The 18,293-nt window shown below is 43.7% G+C and carries 16 protein-coding genes; 14 read left to right on the top strand and 2 right to left on the bottom strand.

The features are described from left to right. Positions 1–7 precede the first annotated feature (7 nt). The 5 genes from DXB58_RS07920 to DXB58_RS07900 all read left to right on the top strand — a co-directional run bounded on the left by DXB58_RS07920 (position 8) and on the right by DXB58_RS07900 (position 4,976). Complete coding sequence (locus DXB58_RS07920; RefSeq protein ID WP_122136470.1) at positions 8–1,078, top strand: M48 family metallopeptidase; 1,071 nt, start codon at positions 8–10, stop codon at positions 1,076–1,078. Positions 1,079–1,147: 69 nt separating this feature from the next. Beyond that, the gene (speA, locus tag DXB58_RS07915) at positions 1,148–3,040 is read left to right on the top strand and encodes a biosynthetic arginine decarboxylase (protein WP_004307404.1); all 1,893 of its coding nucleotides are present in this window, start codon (positions 1,148–1,150) and stop codon (positions 3,038–3,040) included. Positions 3,041–3,163: 123 nt separating this feature from the next. After that, positions 3,164–3,937: an acetylglutamate kinase gene (argB, locus tag DXB58_RS07910; protein WP_032852239.1), complete on the top strand. Its 774-nt coding sequence runs from the start codon at positions 3,164–3,166 to the stop codon at positions 3,935–3,937. 60 nt (positions 3,938–3,997) lie between these two features. Next, a complete protein-coding gene (locus tag DXB58_RS07905) occupies positions 3,998–4,507 on the top strand; it encodes an RNA polymerase sigma factor (protein ID WP_004298261.1) in 510 nt (169 codons plus the stop codon). Continuing rightward, positions 4,497–4,976 carry a hypothetical protein gene (locus tag DXB58_RS07900; RefSeq protein ID WP_008649173.1) on the top strand — a complete coding sequence of 160 codons (480 nt, stop codon included), beginning with the start codon at positions 4,497–4,499 and terminating at the stop codon, positions 4,974–4,976. Before DXB58_RS07905 ends, DXB58_RS07900 begins: the two co-directional genes overlap by 11 nt. A 167-nt stretch (positions 4,977–5,143) precedes the next feature. Here the strand turns inward: DXB58_RS07900 and DXB58_RS07895 are convergent, their stop codons facing one another. Continuing rightward, on the bottom strand, positions 5,144–5,926 hold the full coding sequence (locus DXB58_RS07895) for a head GIN domain-containing protein (RefSeq protein ID WP_122136469.1): 783 nt from the start codon (positions 5,924–5,926) through the stop codon (positions 5,144–5,146). A 129-nt stretch (positions 5,927–6,055) separates the two neighbouring features. On the opposite strand from DXB58_RS07895, the gene DXB58_RS07890 reads away from it, so the two are divergent. Continuing rightward, positions 6,056–6,754 (top strand): SprT family zinc-dependent metalloprotease, encoded by a 699-nt coding sequence (locus tag DXB58_RS07890; RefSeq protein ID WP_122136468.1) that lies wholly within the window; start codon positions 6,056–6,058, stop codon positions 6,752–6,754. A gap of 124 nt (positions 6,755–6,878) precedes the next feature. Here the strand turns inward: DXB58_RS07890 and DXB58_RS07885 are convergent, their stop codons facing one another. Next, positions 6,879–7,274 carry a hypothetical protein gene (locus tag DXB58_RS07885; protein WP_117932416.1) on the bottom strand — a complete coding sequence of 132 codons (396 nt, stop codon included), beginning with the start codon at positions 7,272–7,274 and terminating at the stop codon, positions 6,879–6,881. Positions 7,275–7,446: 172 nt separating this feature from the next. On the opposite strand from DXB58_RS07885, the gene rimP reads away from it, so the two are divergent. The 8 genes from rimP to DXB58_RS07845 all read left to right on the top strand — a co-directional run bounded on the left by rimP (position 7,447) and on the right by DXB58_RS07845 (position 18,025). Next, positions 7,447–7,914, top strand: a complete 468-nt coding sequence (gene rimP / locus DXB58_RS07880) for a ribosome assembly cofactor RimP (protein WP_004298256.1) — start codon at positions 7,447–7,449, stop codon at positions 7,912–7,914. Positions 7,915–7,916: 2 nt separating this feature from the next. Continuing rightward, positions 7,917–9,197 carry a transcription termination factor NusA gene (nusA, locus tag DXB58_RS07875; RefSeq protein ID WP_117932414.1) on the top strand — a complete coding sequence of 427 codons (1,281 nt, stop codon included), beginning with the start codon at positions 7,917–7,919 and terminating at the stop codon, positions 9,195–9,197. Positions 9,198–9,310: 113 nt separating this feature from the next. Continuing rightward, the gene (gene infB, locus DXB58_RS07870; RefSeq protein WP_122136467.1) at positions 9,311–12,412 is read left to right on the top strand and encodes a translation initiation factor IF-2; all 3,102 of its coding nucleotides are present in this window, start codon (positions 9,311–9,313) and stop codon (positions 12,410–12,412) included. 112 nt (positions 12,413–12,524) lie between these two features. Then, positions 12,525–13,058, top strand: a complete 534-nt coding sequence (locus DXB58_RS07865; RefSeq protein WP_008776068.1) for a CvpA family protein — start codon at positions 12,525–12,527, stop codon at positions 13,056–13,058. Between the two features lies 1 nt (position 13,059). After that, entirely contained in the window at positions 13,060–14,538 is a 1,479-nt protein-coding gene (sufB, locus tag DXB58_RS07860; protein WP_004307399.1) for a Fe-S cluster assembly protein SufB, read from the top strand. 146 nt (positions 14,539–14,684) lie between these two features. Next, the gene (gene sufC / locus DXB58_RS07855; RefSeq protein ID WP_004298251.1) at positions 14,685–15,437 is read left to right on the top strand and encodes a Fe-S cluster assembly ATPase SufC; all 753 of its coding nucleotides are present in this window, start codon (positions 14,685–14,687) and stop codon (positions 15,435–15,437) included. A 13-nt stretch (positions 15,438–15,450) separates the two neighbouring features. Continuing rightward, positions 15,451–16,794, top strand: coding sequence for a Fe-S cluster assembly protein SufD (gene sufD / locus DXB58_RS07850; protein WP_122136466.1), 1,344 nt, complete (start codon positions 15,451–15,453; stop codon positions 16,792–16,794). Between the two features lie 19 nt (positions 16,795–16,813). Beyond that, positions 16,814–18,025, top strand: coding sequence for an aminotransferase class V-fold PLP-dependent enzyme (locus DXB58_RS07845; RefSeq protein ID WP_122136535.1), 1,212 nt, complete (start codon positions 16,814–16,816; stop codon positions 18,023–18,025). Positions 18,026–18,293 lie beyond the last annotated feature (268 nt).

Genomic DNA, 18,293 nt, shown 5'->3' with positions numbered 1-18,293 from the left:
AAAGAGTATGAGATACACACTTGAAATACAAAAATTGCTGTTGCAGACACAGAATAACAACCTGCATCCCCGCGAAAAAGCCAATCTATTGAAAGAGGCTATCCGCATCGCCGATGAGAACGAAGATGTGGAATGGGCTACGGAGTTGAGACTGGATCTTATTTATGAACTGAATCTTCTTTCGGCGGATGCTGAAGAGATTACCGTGTTCTCTAAAATTCTGGATGATTACGAGAACCACAAGGATGTGATTAAGGAAGATGACTTGTTGTGGAAATATAAGTGGATATGGGCTTGTACGTTCGATCTTCCGGAGATCCCGATGGAGCAGGTACAGGCAATTGGGGAGGATTATAAAACCCGTATCCTCCGGAACGGATATTCTTTGCGGAGTTATTATCACCGCTGGTCTGTGGAATGTGTCTGGATGCGGCAGTATGACAAGGCGAAAGAATACATTGATAAAATGTTGAATGAGAAGATAGACGATCAGTCGTGTGAGGCTTGTGAATTGAACTTTATGCTGGATTATTATCTGGAAACGGGACAGTTTGATGAGGCTTACAGCCGCGCGCAACCGTTGATTAATAAGCAGGTCACTTGTTATGAAGCCAATTTGCGGGCTTATTTGAAGCTTGCTTATTATGCGCAGAAAGCAGGTAAACCGGAGATTGCCGCCGATATGTGTGCACGTGCCGAAGAAGCATTGGTGGGAAGAGAGAAGGATGAATATCTTTTGCTCTACCTGGGATTGTTTATTGCCTATAATATGATGACGAAGCCGGAAAGAGCTTGGGAATATGCCGAACGCTGTATCGGTTGGAGTTTGCGTACTAATACGCTGAAGAGTTATCGTTTCTCCTGTGATATGGTAGAGGCTCTGAAATATGAAACCCGTCCGGAAGTCTCGTTGTCTTTGCCGGAAGAGTTCCCGCTTTATCGTCCGGATGGAATTTATCAGGTAAACGAACTTCGCAATTATTTCTATCAACAGGCAGAAGAGCTGGCACGTCGCTATGACGCCCGTAACGGAAATAGTGGTTATATGGACCGTTTGAAAGATTTAATGTCTAATTAATTGCCAACATGTAGATTAATCCGTATTTTTGCCGTCCAATTATTTACTAAAAACACTGAATAACAGAAAATGAGAAAGTGGCGTATTGAAGATTCTGAGGAACTCTACAACATCACAGGTTGGGGTACCTCGTACTTTGGTATTAATGACAAAGGTCATGTAGTTGTTACACCTCGTAGAGACGGAGTGACTGTCGATCTGAAAGAACTGGTCGATGAGTTGCAATTGCGTGATGTGGCTTCTCCCATGTTGATACGTTTTCCGGATATTTTGGACAACCGTATTGAAAAGATGTCTTCCTGCTTTAAACAAGCGGCCGAAGAGTATGGTTATAAAGCCGAGAACTTTATAATTTATCCGATTAAGGTCAACCAAATGCGCCCGGTGGTGGAAGAGATTATCAGCCACGGAAAGAAGTTCAATCTCGGACTGGAAGCCGGTTCCAAACCGGAACTCCATGCAGTGATTGCGGTCAATACGGATTCTGACTCATTGATTGTCTGTAACGGATATAAAGACGAAAGTTACATCGAACTGGCTTTGCTAGCCCAGAAAATGGGAAAACGTATCTTCCTCGTTGTAGAGAAGATGAACGAACTGAAGCTGATTGCAAAGATGGCAAAACAGCTGAATGTGCAGCCTAACATCGGTATACGTATCAAACTCGCTTCTTCCGGTAGCGGAAAGTGGGAAGAGTCTGGAGGTGATGCCAGCAAATTCGGCTTGACTTCCAGTGAACTTCTCGAAGCGCTCGACTTCCTGGAGAGCAAAGGGATGAAGGATTGTTTGAAACTGATTCATTTCCATATTGGCAGTCAGGTGACAAAGATACGTCGTATTAAAACGGCTTTGCGTGAGGCTTCACAGTTCTACGTACAGCTACATTCGATGGGATTCAATGTGGAATTTGTAGATATTGGCGGTGGACTCGGAGTAGATTATGACGGAACCCGTTCGTCCAATAGCGAAGGCAGCGTGAATTATTCCATCCAGGAATATGTAAACGACTCTATTTCTACTTTGGTGGACGTGAGCGATAAAAATGGTATCCCACACCCGAATATCATAACGGAGAGTGGACGCGCATTGACGGCACATCATTCTGTTCTTATCTTTGAGGTACTTGAAACCGCTACATTGCCCGAATGGGATGACGAGGAAGAGATAGCTCCGGATGCGCACGAATTGGTGCAGGAGTTATATGGAATCTGGGATTCGCTGAATCAGAACAAAATGTTGGAGGCGTGGCATGATGCGCAGCAGATCAGGGAAGAAGCGCTGGACTTGTTCAGTCATGGAATCGTAGATCTGAAAACCCGTGCACAAATCGAGCGTCTGTATTGGTCTATTACACGTGAGATTAATCAGATTGCCGGCGGTTTGAAACATGCGCCTGATGAATTCCGCGGACTGTCTAAGTTGCTTGCCGATAAATATTTCTGTAATTTCTCGCTCTTCCAGTCGCTTCCCGACTCTTGGGCGATTGACCAGATATTCCCGATCATGCCTATCCAGCGATTGGATGAGAAACCGGAACGTTCGGCTACTTTGCAGGATATTACTTGTGACTCGGACGGTAAAATTGCTAATTTTATTTCTACCCGTAACGTGGCTCATTATCTGCCTGTGCATACACTGAAGAAAACGGAACCTTACTATGTGGCTGTGTTCCTGGTCGGTGCTTATCAGGAGATTCTGGGAGATATGCATAATTTGTTCGGTGATACGAATGCCGTGCATGTTTCGGTGAACGAGAAAGGATATAATATCGAACAGATTATTGATGGAGAAACGGTAGCGGAGGTGTTGGACTATGTACAGTATAATCCGAAGAAGCTGGTACGTACACTCGAAACCTGGGTGACGAAGTCGGTGAAAGAAGGAAAGATTTCTTTGGAAGAAGGAAAAGAATTCCTTTCCAACTATCGTTCAGGGCTTTACGGATATACTTATTTGGAATAGATAAGTAGGCACGAATTACACGGATTTCACGGTTTTAGTTGTGTGAGAACGTAAAGCAACCATGAAATTATGCGAAGCCACCGTGAAATCCGTGTAATCCGTGCCTAAAAATAAGAATAGGAAATGAGAGAAAAACTAACAGTTATTAAGGTGGGTGGCAAAATCGTAGAAGAGGAAGCCACCCTTCGTCAGTTGTTAAATGACTTTGCCGCTATCGCTGGACATAAAGTTTTGGTTCACGGCGGCGGCCGTTCGGCTACAAAGATTGCCGCGCAACTGGGTATTGAAAGCAAAATGGTAAATGGTCGTCGGATTACCGATGCTGAAACTTTGAAGGTCGTAACGATGGTATACGGCGGATTAGTGAATAAAAATATTGTGGCAGGTCTGCAGGCACGCGGAGTCAATGCACTCGGATTGACCGGGGCGGATATGAACGTGATCCGTTCGGTGAAACGCCCGGTGAAAGAGGTAGACTATGGTTTTGTAGGTGACGTGGAAAAGGTGGACGCTACTTTGTTATCTGATTTGATACATAAGGGAGTGGTTCCGGTAATGGCTCCATTGACGCATGACGGACACGGCAATATGCTGAACACGAATGCAGATACCATTGCCGGGGAAACGGCGAAAGCGTTGTCGGCCCTGTTTGATGTGACATTGGTATATTGTTTTGAGAAGAAAGGCGTGTTGCGTGACGAGAATGATGACGACAGTGTGATTCCCCAAATCACCCGTGCCGAATTTGAACAATATGTAGCTGATGGCGTTATTCAGGGAGGCATGATTCCCAAGTTGGAGAATTCTTTTGAAGCAATAAATGCAGGAGTTTCTGAAGTGGTAATCACCTTAGCATCAGCGATTAATAACTCTGGTGGAACAAGAATAAAAAAATAATTCAAAAAAAGTAGTGGGCGACTGTAACTTTTCATATCCTAGCCCGTCATTATTATAGAGATGCAAGAAATCAGCTTCCGAAACGATATTTTGCCGTTGAAGGATAAACTCTTTCGATTGGCTCTCAGAATCACCCTGGATAGGGCCGAAGCCGAGGATGTCGTTCAGGACACCATGATAAGAGTGTGGAATAAGCGTGATGAGTGGTCTCAGTTTGAATCAGTCGAAGCCTATTGCCTGACAGTGGCAAAGAATCTGGCGATAGATCGAAGTCAAAAGAAAGAAGCTCAAAACGTGGAACTCACCCCCGAAATGGAGGAAGAACCTGATGCAAACAGTCCGTATGACCAGATGATTCATGATGAAAGAATGAACATTATTAATAGACTGGTAAACGAACTTCCCGAAAAACAGCGGCTTATCATGCAACTGAGGGACATTGAAGGTGAAAGCTATAAGAAAATTGCAGGGTTGCTGAATCTGACAGAGGAACAAGTTAAAGTGAACCTCTTCAGAGCCAGACAAAAAGTAAAACAAAGGTATTTAGAAATTGACGAATATGGATTATAAGGATATAGAACAGCTCCTGGAGCGATACTGGCAATGCGAAACTTCCGTTGAGGAGGAAGCAACATTGCGCGACTTCTTCGCAAAGGAGGAAGTTCCGGCTCATTTGCTTCGCTATAAAAACCTGTTTGTTTATCAACAGGTTCAGCAGGAAGTAGGACTGGGCGAAGACTTTGATGCACGTATTCTGGCAGAGGTGGAGCCTACGGTGGTAAAAGCGAAACGCTTGACACTGACCGGTCGTTTTATTCCTCTGTTCAAAGCCGCTGCCGTGATTGCAATCATCCTTTCTTTGGGGAATGTGGCACAACATTCTTTCTCCGGAGATGACGGAAGTGTATTGGCAACGGATACCATTGGTAAACAAGTAACAGCACCATCGGTCGCTATCTCAAATGATGTGAAAGCGGAACAGGTTCTAGCCGATAGTTTGGCGAGGGTCAACCACAAGGTGCAAGTTATAAACGAATAGACATTTTCATTTGCTTTAAACATATAATATAGTTAGTGTGCTTAATTAAAACAACAACGAAGGCGAAACTGTGAAGTTTTCAATTCTCTCAAATTTTTATAATAAAACTAACTAAATAAATGGGCTACCGCGCGATGCAGTAGCCCTTTTATGCTTTTAGACTGTATTTATTTAATTTGCCGTATGTTTTTCCGTGGAGCGTCAACTTCTTGTGGATTGCCTTTATAGGCAATATCGCCACTTCCTTTCACGCGTGCAACCAGTTTCTGACTTGCATAACAACTGATGTTTCCGGATCCACTGATACTTGCATCCGTATTCTCTGCTTCTAAATCTGCGGCCTGAATGTTTCCCGATCCGGCAATAGAATATTTTGCTTGAATGGCTTTACCTTTAAGATTGATATTACCCGAACCTGAAATACCTGCCTGACATTCCTGGCTCTCTATTTGTTGCAGTCTAACATCTCCCGATCCGTTAATAGAAACAGCCATTCTTCGGCAATTAAGCCCTTCTCCCTGAATGTTTCCCGAGCCGTTTATATGGAATTCAATATCTTTAGAGGTTTGTATTCCATTGATTAATTTTATATTTCCCGAACCATTGATCGTTAACTTATTTAATTCCGGAGCAAAAACTTTTATTTCCAGTTTTCCTTTCCAGATACTGACATTCTTCTTGAATTTTATAATTAATGTATTACCGGCTACATACGTTTCTACAAGTGGTATAATGTTGTCGGAACCATGTATCTCCACGTGACTGCGTGTGTCTTGGTGATAACTGATATTGGCACTTCCCAATAGTTTGATTTCATTGAAATGATCGGCTTTTACTTCTTGGGAGATGTAGTTTTTGCTGCCTACTACGTGTTTTCCCTGCAAGCAAGAGCCGGCAGTAAGTACTAGAGACAATCCGGTGACTAATACGAGCAATAAACTTGTTTTCATAATTATGTTTTTCTATGATTGATATGACAGTTAGACGGAAGAAACTGATATAAAGTTGCATCTTCCGCGAAGTTTTTCATTGGAATCTTCTTTTTTATTACTTTTGTGCCTGTTGATAGGAGGATTATAATGGATAAGATCATAGAAGATGACGAATTGGGACGTCTGATAGTGCGCGTCAATTCACGTGCGAGGAGTCTTGTGTTTCGTACAAAGAGTGATGCTGTTTATGTTTCAGTTCCTCCCGGCACTACATTGAAAGAAGTGAAGCAGGCGATCGAGAATCTGCGTGGTAAACTTCTGGCCTCCCGTCAAAAACTAGCCCGGCCGTTGATTGATTTGAACTATAAAATTGATGCGGAACACTTTAAGTTGTCCTTGGTGTCCGGTGAAAAGGATCAGTTTCTGGCTAATTCCCGGTTGGGAGTTATGGAAATAGTTTGTCCGCCTCATGCGGATTTTACGGATGAGAAACTGCAAAGCTGGTTGCATAAGGTAATTGAAGAATCGTTGAGGCGGAATGCGAAAAGTATCCTTCCTTCCCGTTTGGCTTCTTTGTCCAAGCAATGCGGACTTCCCTATTCAAGTGTGAAAATAAACTCCAGCCAAGGCAGATGGGGAAGCTGTTCGGCTCGAAAAGATATTAACTTATCCTATTATCTGGTTTTGTTACCTTCTCATTTGATAGATTATGTGTTGTTGCATGAGTTGTGCCATACCCGTGAGATGAATCATAGTGAACGATTTTGGGCTTTACTGAATCAATTTACAGAAGGGAAAGCACTGGCTTTGCGGGGAGAATTAAGAAAGTACCGCACGGAAATTTAAAATGCTTTATTGCCAAGGTAGTGCCGTTACGTTGTCACACTTGTGCCACCACGATGGCACAGCCGTGCCAATGCGATGGCATAGTTGTGCCAACATGGTGGCACAAACTTAATTAATACCTTTACTATTTGGCTAATTGTTTAATCCCGTCTGATTCTTTTTCGAACTGATAAGTTCCTCCTTTTTCACTAAGATCAAACGTAGATACTAATTCAGTCTTATTATCTACAATCAACAAGGCGCTCTGTTCGGCAAAACGTCCCACTTCTATTGTGTAAGGCTCTTCCGACATGGTTTTATTGGAGATCAGACTGTCATTGACAAACAAAGAGATAGAATCTCCGGCAAAACCCTTTACCAGACTGATTGTGTAGCTTTCAATAAAATGACGTTCTTCCTGCTTTTCCCGTTGTAGTCGCATGCTCATATAGACAAAAATAACTACGACAAAAATGACGGCAAAAGCAAGCAGTCCGTTGCCTACCATAAACTGTTTATTTGTGTTGAGACGATGTGCCATAGTCGTTATTTTTTGAATTACGGCGTAAAGATACGAATATAGCACTGTTAATTCATACTTTTTTTCTTTAATGTTTTGTAGTCGAACAGATTATTTATATCTTTGCAACCGAAAACGGATGAAAGGTGGAGGGGCAATTAAGCTCCTTTTTTTGTTCTTATATAGCTAATAAATGATAGAAAAGAAAACAGTTTGTCAGATTGTAGAAGAGTGGCTGGAAGGAAAAGACTACTTTTTAGTAGAGGTAACCGTGAGCCCGGATGACAAGATTGTGGTTGAAATAGACCATGCAGAAGGTGTTTGGATTGAAGATTGCGTGGAGCTTAGCCGCTTCATAGAGTCGAAACTGAACCGCGAAGAGGAAGATTATGAACTGGAAGTAGGGTCGGCTGGGATCGGACAACCCTTTAAAGTTCTGCAACAGTATTATATCCACATCGGACAAGAGGTGGAAGTGCTGACCGGAGACGGACGGAAGCTGGCCGGTATACTGAAAGATGCCGATGAAGAGAAGTTTACGGTAGGCGTACAAAAGAAAGTAAAAACCGAAGGATCAAAGCGCCCGAAGCTGGTAGAAGAGGACGAAACCTTCACTTATGAGCAAATAAAATATACTAAATACTTAATTAGCTTTAAATAGTTATGGCCAAAAAAGAAGAAACAATCAGCTTGATTGATACATTTTCGGAATTTAAGGAACTGAAGAATATCGATAGAACGACGATGGTTAGCGTACTCGAAGAGTCGTTCCGTAGCGTAATCGCGAAAATGTTTGGCACCGATGAAAATTACGACGTGATCGTGAACCCGGACAAGGGTGACTTCGAGATATGGCGTAACCGTGAAGTTGTGGCCGATGAAGATTTGACTAACCCGAATATGCAGATTTCGTTGAGCGAAGCACAGAAAATTGATGCTTCTTACGAAGAAGGTGAAGAGGTGACTGACGAGGTAATCTTTGCCAAGTTCGGACGTCGTGCGATCCTGAATCTTCGCCAGACATTGGCTTCCAAGATTTTGGAACTCGAAAAAGACAGTATTTATAATAAATATATAGATAAGGTAGGTACTATCATCAATGCAGAAGTATATCAGATCTGGAAAAAAGAGATGTTGCTTTTAGACGATGAAGGAAACGAATTGCTGTTACCTAAGACCGAACAAATCCCGAGCGACTTTTATCGTAAAGGTGAAACGGCCCGTGCAGTAGTTGCCCGCGTGGATAACAAGAATAATAATCCTAAGATTATCTTGTCACGTACTTCTCCCGTTTTCCTGCAACGCCTGTTCGAGATGGAAGTACCCGAAATTAATGATGGTTTGATTACCATCAAGAAGATTGCCCGTATCCCCGGCGAACGTGCCAAGATCGCGGTGGAATCTTACGATGACAGAATCGACCCTGTAGGAGCCTGTGTAGGTGTAAAGGGAAGTCGTATTCATGGCATTGTTCGTGAACTTCGCAATGAGAACATCGACGTAATCAATTATACATCGAACATCTCATTGTTTATACAGCGCGCTTTAAGCCCGGCTAAGATTTCTTCTATTCGTCTGAACGAGGAAGAGAAGAAAGCAGAGGTATTCCTCAAACCGGAAGAAGTTTCGCTGGCTATCGGTAAAGGCGGTTTGAATATCAAACTGGCCAGTATGTTAACTGAGTACACTATCGACGTGTTCCGTGAGTTGGATGAGAATGTAGCTGACGAAGATATCTATCTCGACGAGTTCAGAGACGAAATCGACGGATGGGTGATCGACGCTATCAAAGCTATCGGCATCGATACAGCGAAGGCTGTGTTGAATGCTCCTCGTGAGATGTTGATTGAAAAGACGGACTTGGAAGAAGAGACAGTGGACGAGGTAATACGCATTTTGAAATCGGAGTTTGAAGAAGAAGATCCTTCTTCAATTGAAAATTAAAAATTAAAAATTAAAAATTTGCGATGCAATACAACGCAGCAGACTTTTATTTTTTAATTCTCAATTCTCAATTTTCAATTCAACAAGCTCCATTTATTCATTAATTTTAAAATATGACGATAAGGTTAAACAAAGTTACAAGAGATTTGAACGTAGGAATCGCGACGGTAGTTGAGTTCCTGCAAAAGAAAGGGCATACCGTTGAGGCTAATCCTAATACTAAAATTAGCGAGGAGCAATACGCTATACTCGTAAAGGAGTTTAGTACAGATAAGAACCTTAGACTTGAATCGGAGCGTTTCATACAGGAACGTCAGAATAAGGAACGTAATAAGGCGTCGGTATCGATTGAAGGCTTCGAAAAGCAGCCTGAAAAACCGAAGTCGGAAGATGTGATTAAGACAGTCGTACCTGAGGATGCACGTCCGAAGTTTAAACCTGTCGGAAAAATAGATTTGGATAAATTGAACGGTCGTAAACCTGAAAAGGTAGAGAAAGAACCGGAACAGAAACAGGAAGAACCGGTTGTGGAACGGCCTGTCGTTAAACCCGAAGTGAAAAAGGAGCCCGAGAAGAGAGAACCCGAGGTGAAGAAGGAAGAGGTGGTGACACCTCCTGTTTCTGTAGTAGAGCCTACTCCAGTGGTGGTTGAACCCGTAGTAGTGCCGGAACCTGTAGTGGAGACGAAGCCGGTAGAAGTTGAAAAAGTAGTAGAAGAAGTGAAAAAAGAAGAGCCGAAGGTAGTAGTAGCTGCACCTGTGAAGGCGGAAGAACATAAAGAAGAAGAAAAGGTGGAAACTGCACAGGCTGAAGTAACCCCGGTAGCGGAAAAGGCTCCGGAGGATGATGGTGTTTTCAAAATCCGTCAACCGGAATTAGGCGCGAAGATTAATGTGATCGGTCAGATCGACTTGGCTGCATTGAATCAGTCTACTCGTCCCAAGAAGAAATCGAAGGAAGAGAAACGTCGCGAACGTGAAGAAAAGGAAAAAATCCGTCAGGATCAGAAGAAGTTGATGAAGGAAGCTATCATCAAGGAAATCCGTAAGGATGATTCTAAATTGGCGAAGAGCGGACCTAAGGACAGTGCGGAAGCAGCTGCTAATAAGAAGAAACGTAACCGTATTAATAAAGAGAAGGTGGACGTTAACAATGTTGCAACTTCCAACTTTGCTGCTCCAAGACCTAATGTACAGGGTAAAGGCGGCAATAGTAACGGTCAGGGTGGTCAGGCCAACGGACAGGGAAATAACAACAGAAGAAATAACAATAACAATAAAGATCGCTTCAAGAAGCCGGTTATCAAACAGGAAGTGAGCGAGGAAGACGTAGCAAAACAGGTAAAAGAAACCCTTGCACGTCTGACAACCAAAGGTAAGAATAAAACGTCCAAATACCGTAAAGAGAAACGTGAAATGGCTTCCAACCGTATGCAGGAACTGGAAGATCAGGAAATGGCAGACAGCAAGGTATTGAAGTTGACCGAGTTCGTTACGGCTAACGAATTGGCAACGATGATGGATGTTTCTGTTAACCAGGTTATCGCTACTTGTATGAGTATTGGTATCATGGTTTCCATCAACCAGCGTTTGGATGCTGAAACCATCAATCTGGTGGCTGAAGAATTCGGATTCAAGACTGAATATGTAAGTGCGGAAGTGGCACAAGCTATCGTTGAAGAAGAAGATGCTCCGGAAGATTTGCAACCGCGCGCTCCGATTGTAACAGTGATGGGACACGTTGACCACGGTAAGACTTCTTTGCTCGACTATATCCGTAAGGCGAATGTAATTGCCGGTGAGGCCGGAGGTATTACCCAGCATATTGGTGCTTATAACGTGCAACTGGAAGATGGTCGTCGTATTACGTTCCTCGATACTCCGGGTCACGAAGCGTTTACCGCTATGCGTGCACGTGGTGCCAAAGTAACGGATATTGCTATCATTATTGTGGCTGCCGATGATAACGTGATGCCACAGACGAAGGAAGCGATCAATCACGCGATGGCTGCCGGTGTACCTATTGTATTTGCAATCAATAAGGTAGATAAACCGACTGCAAATCCGGATAAGATTAAAGAAGAACTGGCTGCAATGAATTACCTTGTTGAAGAATGGGGTGGTAAATATCAGTCGCAAGATATCTCTGCCAAGAAAGGTATGGGTGTGGAAGACTTGCTGGAAAAAGTATTGCTCGAAGCAGAAATGCTCGACTTGAAAGCAAATCCGGACCGTAATGCTACGGGTTCCATCATCGAATCTTCACTGGATAAGGGACGTGGATATGTAGCTACTGTATTGGTATCTAACGGTACTTTGAAAGTAGGAGACATCGTATTGGCGGGAACCAGCTACGGACGTGTGAAGGCTATGTTCAACGAACGTAACCAACGCGTCAAGGAAGCAGGACCTTCCGAACCGGCATTGATTCTGGGATTGAATGGTGCTCCTGCTGCAGGTGACACATTCCATGTAGTCGAAAGCGATCAGGAAGCTCGTGAGATCACTAATAAACGTGAACAGCTGGCTCGTGAACAAGGTTTGCGTACGCAGAAGATCCTTACATTGGATGAGTTGGGTCGTCGTATTGCTTTGGGTAACTTCCAGGAATTGAACATCATCGTTAAGGGTGACGTGGATGGTTCTGTGGAAGCGTTGAGCGATTCGTTGATTAAGTTGTCTACGGAACAAATTCAGGTAAATGTGATCCATAAGGGTGTGGGAGCAATTTCTGAATCCGATGTTTCTCTGGCTGCTGCTTCGGATGCGATTATTGTCGGATTCCAGGTACGTCCTTCGGGTGCTGCCGGTAAGATGGCCGACCAAGAGGGTGTTGACATCCGTAAGTATTCTGTCATCTACGATGCAATCGAAGAGGTAAAGGCTGCTATGGAAGGTATGTTGGCTCCGGAAGTAAAGGAACAGATTACTGCAACCATCGAAATCCGCGAAGTATTCAATATCACGAAAGTCGGTCTGGTAGCCGGAGCAATGGTGAAGACCGGAAAGGTGAAACGCAGCGACAAGGCTCGTTTGATCCGCGATGGTATCGTAATCTTTACCGGAAACATCAACGCATTGAAACGTTTCAAGGACGATGTGAAGGAAGTAGGTACAAACTTCGAGTGTGGTATCAGTCTGGTGAACTGCAACGACATGAAGGTAGGCGATATGATCGAGACATTCGAAGAAATAGAAGTGAAACAGACACTGTAATAGGCAGTGCTGAATCAATATCAGGCACGGATTACGCGGATTTCACGGTTCTTTAATAAATCCGTGTAATCCGTGAAATCCGTGCCTGAATTATATCATAGAATAGAAGAATATGGCAACGATTGATATAATTATCCTTATTGTAATAGGCGCCGGAGCGATTGTAGGTTTTGTAAAAGGCTTCATTCGTCAGTTGGCTTCTATTTTGGGGTTGATAGTCGGCCTGTTGGCAGCGAAAGCTCTGTATGCCTCTTTGGCGGAAAAGCTTTGCCCGACGGTGACGGATTCAATGACAGTTGCGCAAGTGTTGGCTTTTATCATGATCTGGATTGCCGTACCATTGATCTTTGTATTGATTGCCTCGCTATTGACAAAAGCAATGCAGGCTATTTCGCTGAACTGGCTGAATCGCTGGTTAGGAAGTGGGCTGGGAGCACTTAAGTTTCTGTTGTTAACGAGTGTAGTGATTGGTGCGATAGAGTTTGTGGACAGCGATAATAAGTTAATTAGTGCAACAAAAAAGGAAGAATCTTTGTTATATTATCCGATGGAAACGTTTGCGGGGATCTTTTTCCCTGCTGCGAAGAATATGACGCAACAATATATATTAGAGAATAAAGATAAAGATGCAACAAGAACCCAATAAAATGAAACCCAATCAGAAAGACGAACTTGAAAAGAAGACTGATAATGAGTTTGTCCGGAAATTTGCGGAGGAGAAATATAAATACGGCTTCACCACAGAGGTGCATACGGATATCATTGAGCGTGGACTTAATGAAGATGTCATTCGTCTGATTTCATCGAAAAAGGACGAACCGGAGTGGTTGCTGGAGTTTCGACTGAAAGCGTATCGCCATTGGCTGACGCTGGAAATGCCTACCTGGGCACATCTCCGTATCCCTGAAATTGATTATCAGGCAATTTCTTATTATGCCGATCCGACAAAGAAGAAAGAAGGACCGAAGAGCATGGAGGAAGTCGATCCTGAACTGATAAAGACGTTTAATAAACTGGGAATTCCTTTGGAAGAGCAAATGGCTCTTAGCGGAATGGCAGTGGATGCCGTTATGGACTCTGTTTCCGTAAAGACTACCTTCAAGGAAACGCTGATGGAGAAAGGAATTATATTCTGTTCGTTCAGTGAAGCCGTGCGGGAGCATCCGGATCTGGTGAAGAAATATATGGGCTCGGTAGTAGGTTATCGGGACAATTTCTTTGCAGCGTTGAATTCCGCAGTGTTCTCTGACGGCTCTTTCGTGTATATTCCGAAAGGAGTGCGTTGCCCGATGGAGCTTTCCACTTATTTCCGTATCAATGCCCGTAACACGGGACAGTTTGAGCGTACGCTGATTGTAGCGGATGATGATTCGTATGTTTCTTATCTGGAAGGATGTACGGCTCCGATGCGGGATGAAAATCAGTTGCATGCCGCTATCGTTGAGATCATTGTGCACGACCGTGCAGAGGTAAAATACAGTACCGTTCAGAACTGGTATCCGGGAGATGCGGAAGGCAAGGGCGGTGTATACAACTTTGTGACCAAACGCGGTAACTGTAAAGGAGTGGACAGTAAATTATCCTGGACACAAGTGGAAACCGGTTCAGCAATCACCTGGAAATATCCTTCCTGTATCTTGACGGGCGATAACTCGACTGCTGAATTCTATTCCGTAGCTGTAACGAACAACTATCAGCAGGCAGATACCGGAACGAAGATGATTCATCTGGGTAAGAACACTCGTAGTACGATTGTAAGTAAAGGTATTTCTGCCGGACATAGTGAAAACTCCTATCGTGGGTTGGTACGCGTGGCCGAGAAAGCGGATAATGCCCGTAATTATAGCCAGTGTGACTCTTTGTTGCTGGGAGATAAGTGTGGTGCACATACCTTCCCGTATATGGATATTCACAATGAGACGGCAGTGGTAGAGCATGAAGCTACGACAAGCAAGATTAGTGAAGACCAGATATTTTATTGCAACCAGCGCGGTATTCCGACAGAAGATGCTATCGGACTTATTGTGAACGGATATGCAAAGGAAGTGTTGAATAAACTTCCGATGGAATTTGCGGTAGAAGCACAGAAGCTGCTTACCATCTCATTGGAAGGAAGCGTGGGGTAAGAGTAAATTAAAAATTAAAGATTAAAAATTAAAAATGGGGTGATATGCCCGTTTTTGGTTTCTGGTTTTTAATTTTCAGTTCTTCTCTTTTTAGTCTTCAGCTTTTAATTTTTAATTTTTAATTTTTAATTTTCAATTTATTAATCATGTTAGAAATAAAAGACCTGCATGCCAGCATTAATGGCAAAGAGATATTGAAAGGTATTAACCTGACGGTGAATCCCGGTGAGGTGCACGCTATTATGGGACCGAATGGTTCCGGTAAAAGTACGCTTTCTTCCGTATTGGTGGGTAATCCGGCTTTTGAGGTAACAAAAGGTTCGGTCACTTTTTATGGAAAGGATCTGTTGGAGTTGAGCCCCGAAGATCGTAGCCATGAAGGAATCTTCCTTAGTTTCCAGTATCCGGTAGAAATTCCGGGTGTGAGCATGGTGAACTTTATGCGTGCTGCTGTGAATGAGCAACGTAAATATAAAGGTCTGCCTGCACTGACCGCCAGTGAGTTTCTGAAGCTGATGCGTGAGAAACGTGCGGTGGTGGAGTTGGATAATAAACTGGCTAACCGTTCGGTGAATGAAGGCTTTTCCGGTGGTGAGAAGAAACGGAACGAGATTTTTCAGATGGCTATGCTGGAACCGCGTTTGAGCATTCTCGACGAGACAGACTCCGGTTTGGATATTGATGCGCTCCGTATTGTTGCGGAAGGAGTGAACAAGCTGAAAACTCCTGAAACAAGTACAATCGTTATTACCCACTACCAACGTTTGCTCGATTATATCAAGCCTGATATTGTGCATGTCCTTTATAAAGGTCGTATCGTAAAAACTGCCGGACCGGAACTTGCCCTGGAACTGGAAGAAAAAGGATACGATTGGATTAAGAAAGAAGTAGGAGAATGACAAATATAAAACTATGATGGTTGAACAACAATATATAGAACTTTTCTCACAGACGGAAGCGATGATCTGCAAGCATAGTGCCGAAGTGCTGAATGCGCCTCGTGCATCAGCATTTGCCGATTTTGAGCGACTCGGATTTCCGACCCGTAAGATGGAGAAGTACAAATATACGGATGTGAGCAAGTACTTTGAGCCGGATTTCGGTTTGAACTTGAATCGTTTGGCTATTCCGGTCAATCCGTATGAAGTGTTTAAGTGTGATGTGCCGAATATGAGTACCTCCTTGTATTTTGTGGTAAATGACACATTTTATAATAGAGCACTTCCCACAGGAAATCTGCCGGAAGGTGTGATTTTCGGTAGCCTGAAAGAAGTGGCCGAGCAACACCCGGAGTTGGTGAAGAAGTATTACGGTCAACTGGCAGATACCTCTAAAGATGGTGTGACTGCTTTCAATACCGCTTTTGCACAAGATGGCGTTGTCTTTTATGTGCCGAAGAATGTGGTGGTGGAAAAAACAATCCAGTTGGTAAATATCCTGCGTGCAGATGTTAACTTTATGGTGAACCGTCGCGTACTGATTATCCTGGAGGATGGCGCGCAAGCTCGTTTGCTGATTTGTGACCATGCAATGGATAATGTGAACTTCCTGGCGACACAAGTTATTGAAGTATTTGCCGGTGAGAATGCGGTATTCGATATGTATGAACTGGAAGAAACACATACAAGCACAGTTCGTATCAGTAACCTGTATGTAAAGCAAGAGGCCAACAGCAATGTATTGCTCAACGGAATGACTTTGCATAATGGTACTACCCGCAACATGACCGAAGTGCTGCTGGCAGGAGAAGGAGCCGAAATAAACCTTTGTGGTATGGCGATTGCCGATAAGAACCAGCACGTAGACAATCATACAAGTATTGACCATGCCGTACCGAACTGTACCAGCAATGAGCTGTTCAAGTATGTGCTCGACGATCAGTCGGTAGGTGCGTTTGCCGGATTGGTACTCGTGCGTCCCGATGCACAACATACGAATTCCCAACAGACTAACCGGAATCTTTGTGCTACGCGTGATGCAAGAATGTATACACAACCTCAATTGGAAATTTATGCGGATGATGTGAAATGTTCGCATGGAGCAACAGTAGGCCAGTTGGATGAAGGTGCATTATTCTACATGCGTTCGCGCGGTATTGCAGAGAAAGAAGCCCGTCTGCTGCTGATGTTCGCATTTGTCAACGAAGTGATCGATACCATTCGTTTGGAAGCGCTGAAAGATCGTTTGCATCTATTGGTAGAGAAACGTTTCCGTGGCGAGTTGAATAGATGTCAGGGTTGTGCCATTTGTAAGTAACCACTAAAAAATAATGAACGTGGATATTCAAAAGATACGTGAAGATTTTCCGATATTGAGCCGTACGGTTTACGGTAAACCTTTGGTTTATTTCGACAACGGTGCGACAACACAGAAACCCCGTCTGGTGGTTGATGCGTTGGTGGATGAATATTATTCCGTCAATGCCAATGTGCATCGCGGCGTACATTATCTTTCCCAGCAAGCTACGGAACTGCATGAAGCTTCCCGTGAAACGGTACGTGAGTTTATCAATGCCCGTAGCACGAATGAAGTTGTCTTTACACGCGGAACAACAGAAAGTATCAACCTGCTTGTTTCCAGCTTCGGTGACGAGTTTATGGAAGAAGGGGATGAAGTGATTGTTTCCGTGATGGAGCATCATAGCAACATCGTTCCCTGGCAACTGTTGGCTGCCCGCAAAGGAATTGCCATAAAAGTCATCCCGATGAACGATAAAGGTGAACTTCTGCTGGATGAATATGAAAAACTATTTTCCGAACGTACGAAAATAGTCAGCGTAGTTCATGTATCGAACGTATTGGGTACAGTGAATCCGGTGAAGGAGATGATCGCGACAGCTCATGCGCATGGTGTACCTTGCCTGATAGATGCTGCACAGTCTATCCCTCACATGAAAGTGGATGTACAGGAGTTGGATGCCGATTTTCTGGTATTCTCCGCCCATAAGATATATGGTCCGACAGGTGTCGGAGTGCTTTACGGAAAAGAAGAATGGTTAGATCGCCTTCCACCTTATCAGGGAGGAGGAGAGATGATTCAGCATGTCTCTTTCGAGAAGACTACTTTTAATGAACTTCCTTTCAAGTTTGAAGCCGGTACGCCCGACTATATCGGAACTACCGGACTGGCAAAAGCCCTTGATTATGTGAACGGACATGGCATTGAACAGATAGCCGCCCATGAGCATGAACTGACAACTTACGCTTTGCAACGTCTGAAAGAAATCCCCCATATACGTATATTCGGTGAAGCAGCCGAACGGGGAGCAGTCATTTCCTTCCTGGTGGGAGATATCCATCATTTCGATCTCGGCACGTTGCTGGATCGTCTAGGCATTGCCGTGAGAACGGGGCATCATTGTGCACAACCTCTCATGCAACGTCTTGGCATAGAAGGAACTGTACGTGCTTCGTTTGCCATGTACAATACCAAATCGGAAATAGACACTTTGGTGGCAGGAATTGAACGTGTCAGCAAGATGTTTTAAAGATATGAGCTGCTATTCCTGTGGAGTAGCGGCTTTTTTTATTCTTTAACTAAAAAAAGAGGGTCTCGAGTGCAGTGATTTGAGCTTTCGTGCGTCTAATAGGTAAAGAAACTAAATGTTCATTGAATATCAGGAGGGTCGTGAGACCATGCTTATATTATATAAATTCTCTCTCTTTAACATTAATGCAGCTATATCGTAAAAAGTTACGGTGTAGCTGCAACTTTGTACGCTCGGCATGAGCATTATCTAACGGGTGTAAGTCCCG

Origin of the sequence: Bacteroides sp. OM05-10AA, assembly GCF_003439055.1 — a bacterium.
Lineage (GTDB): Bacteria > Bacteroidota > Bacteroidia > Bacteroidales > Bacteroidaceae > Bacteroides > Bacteroides intestinigallinarum.
This window is presented reverse-complemented; position numbering and strand designations above follow the sequence as displayed.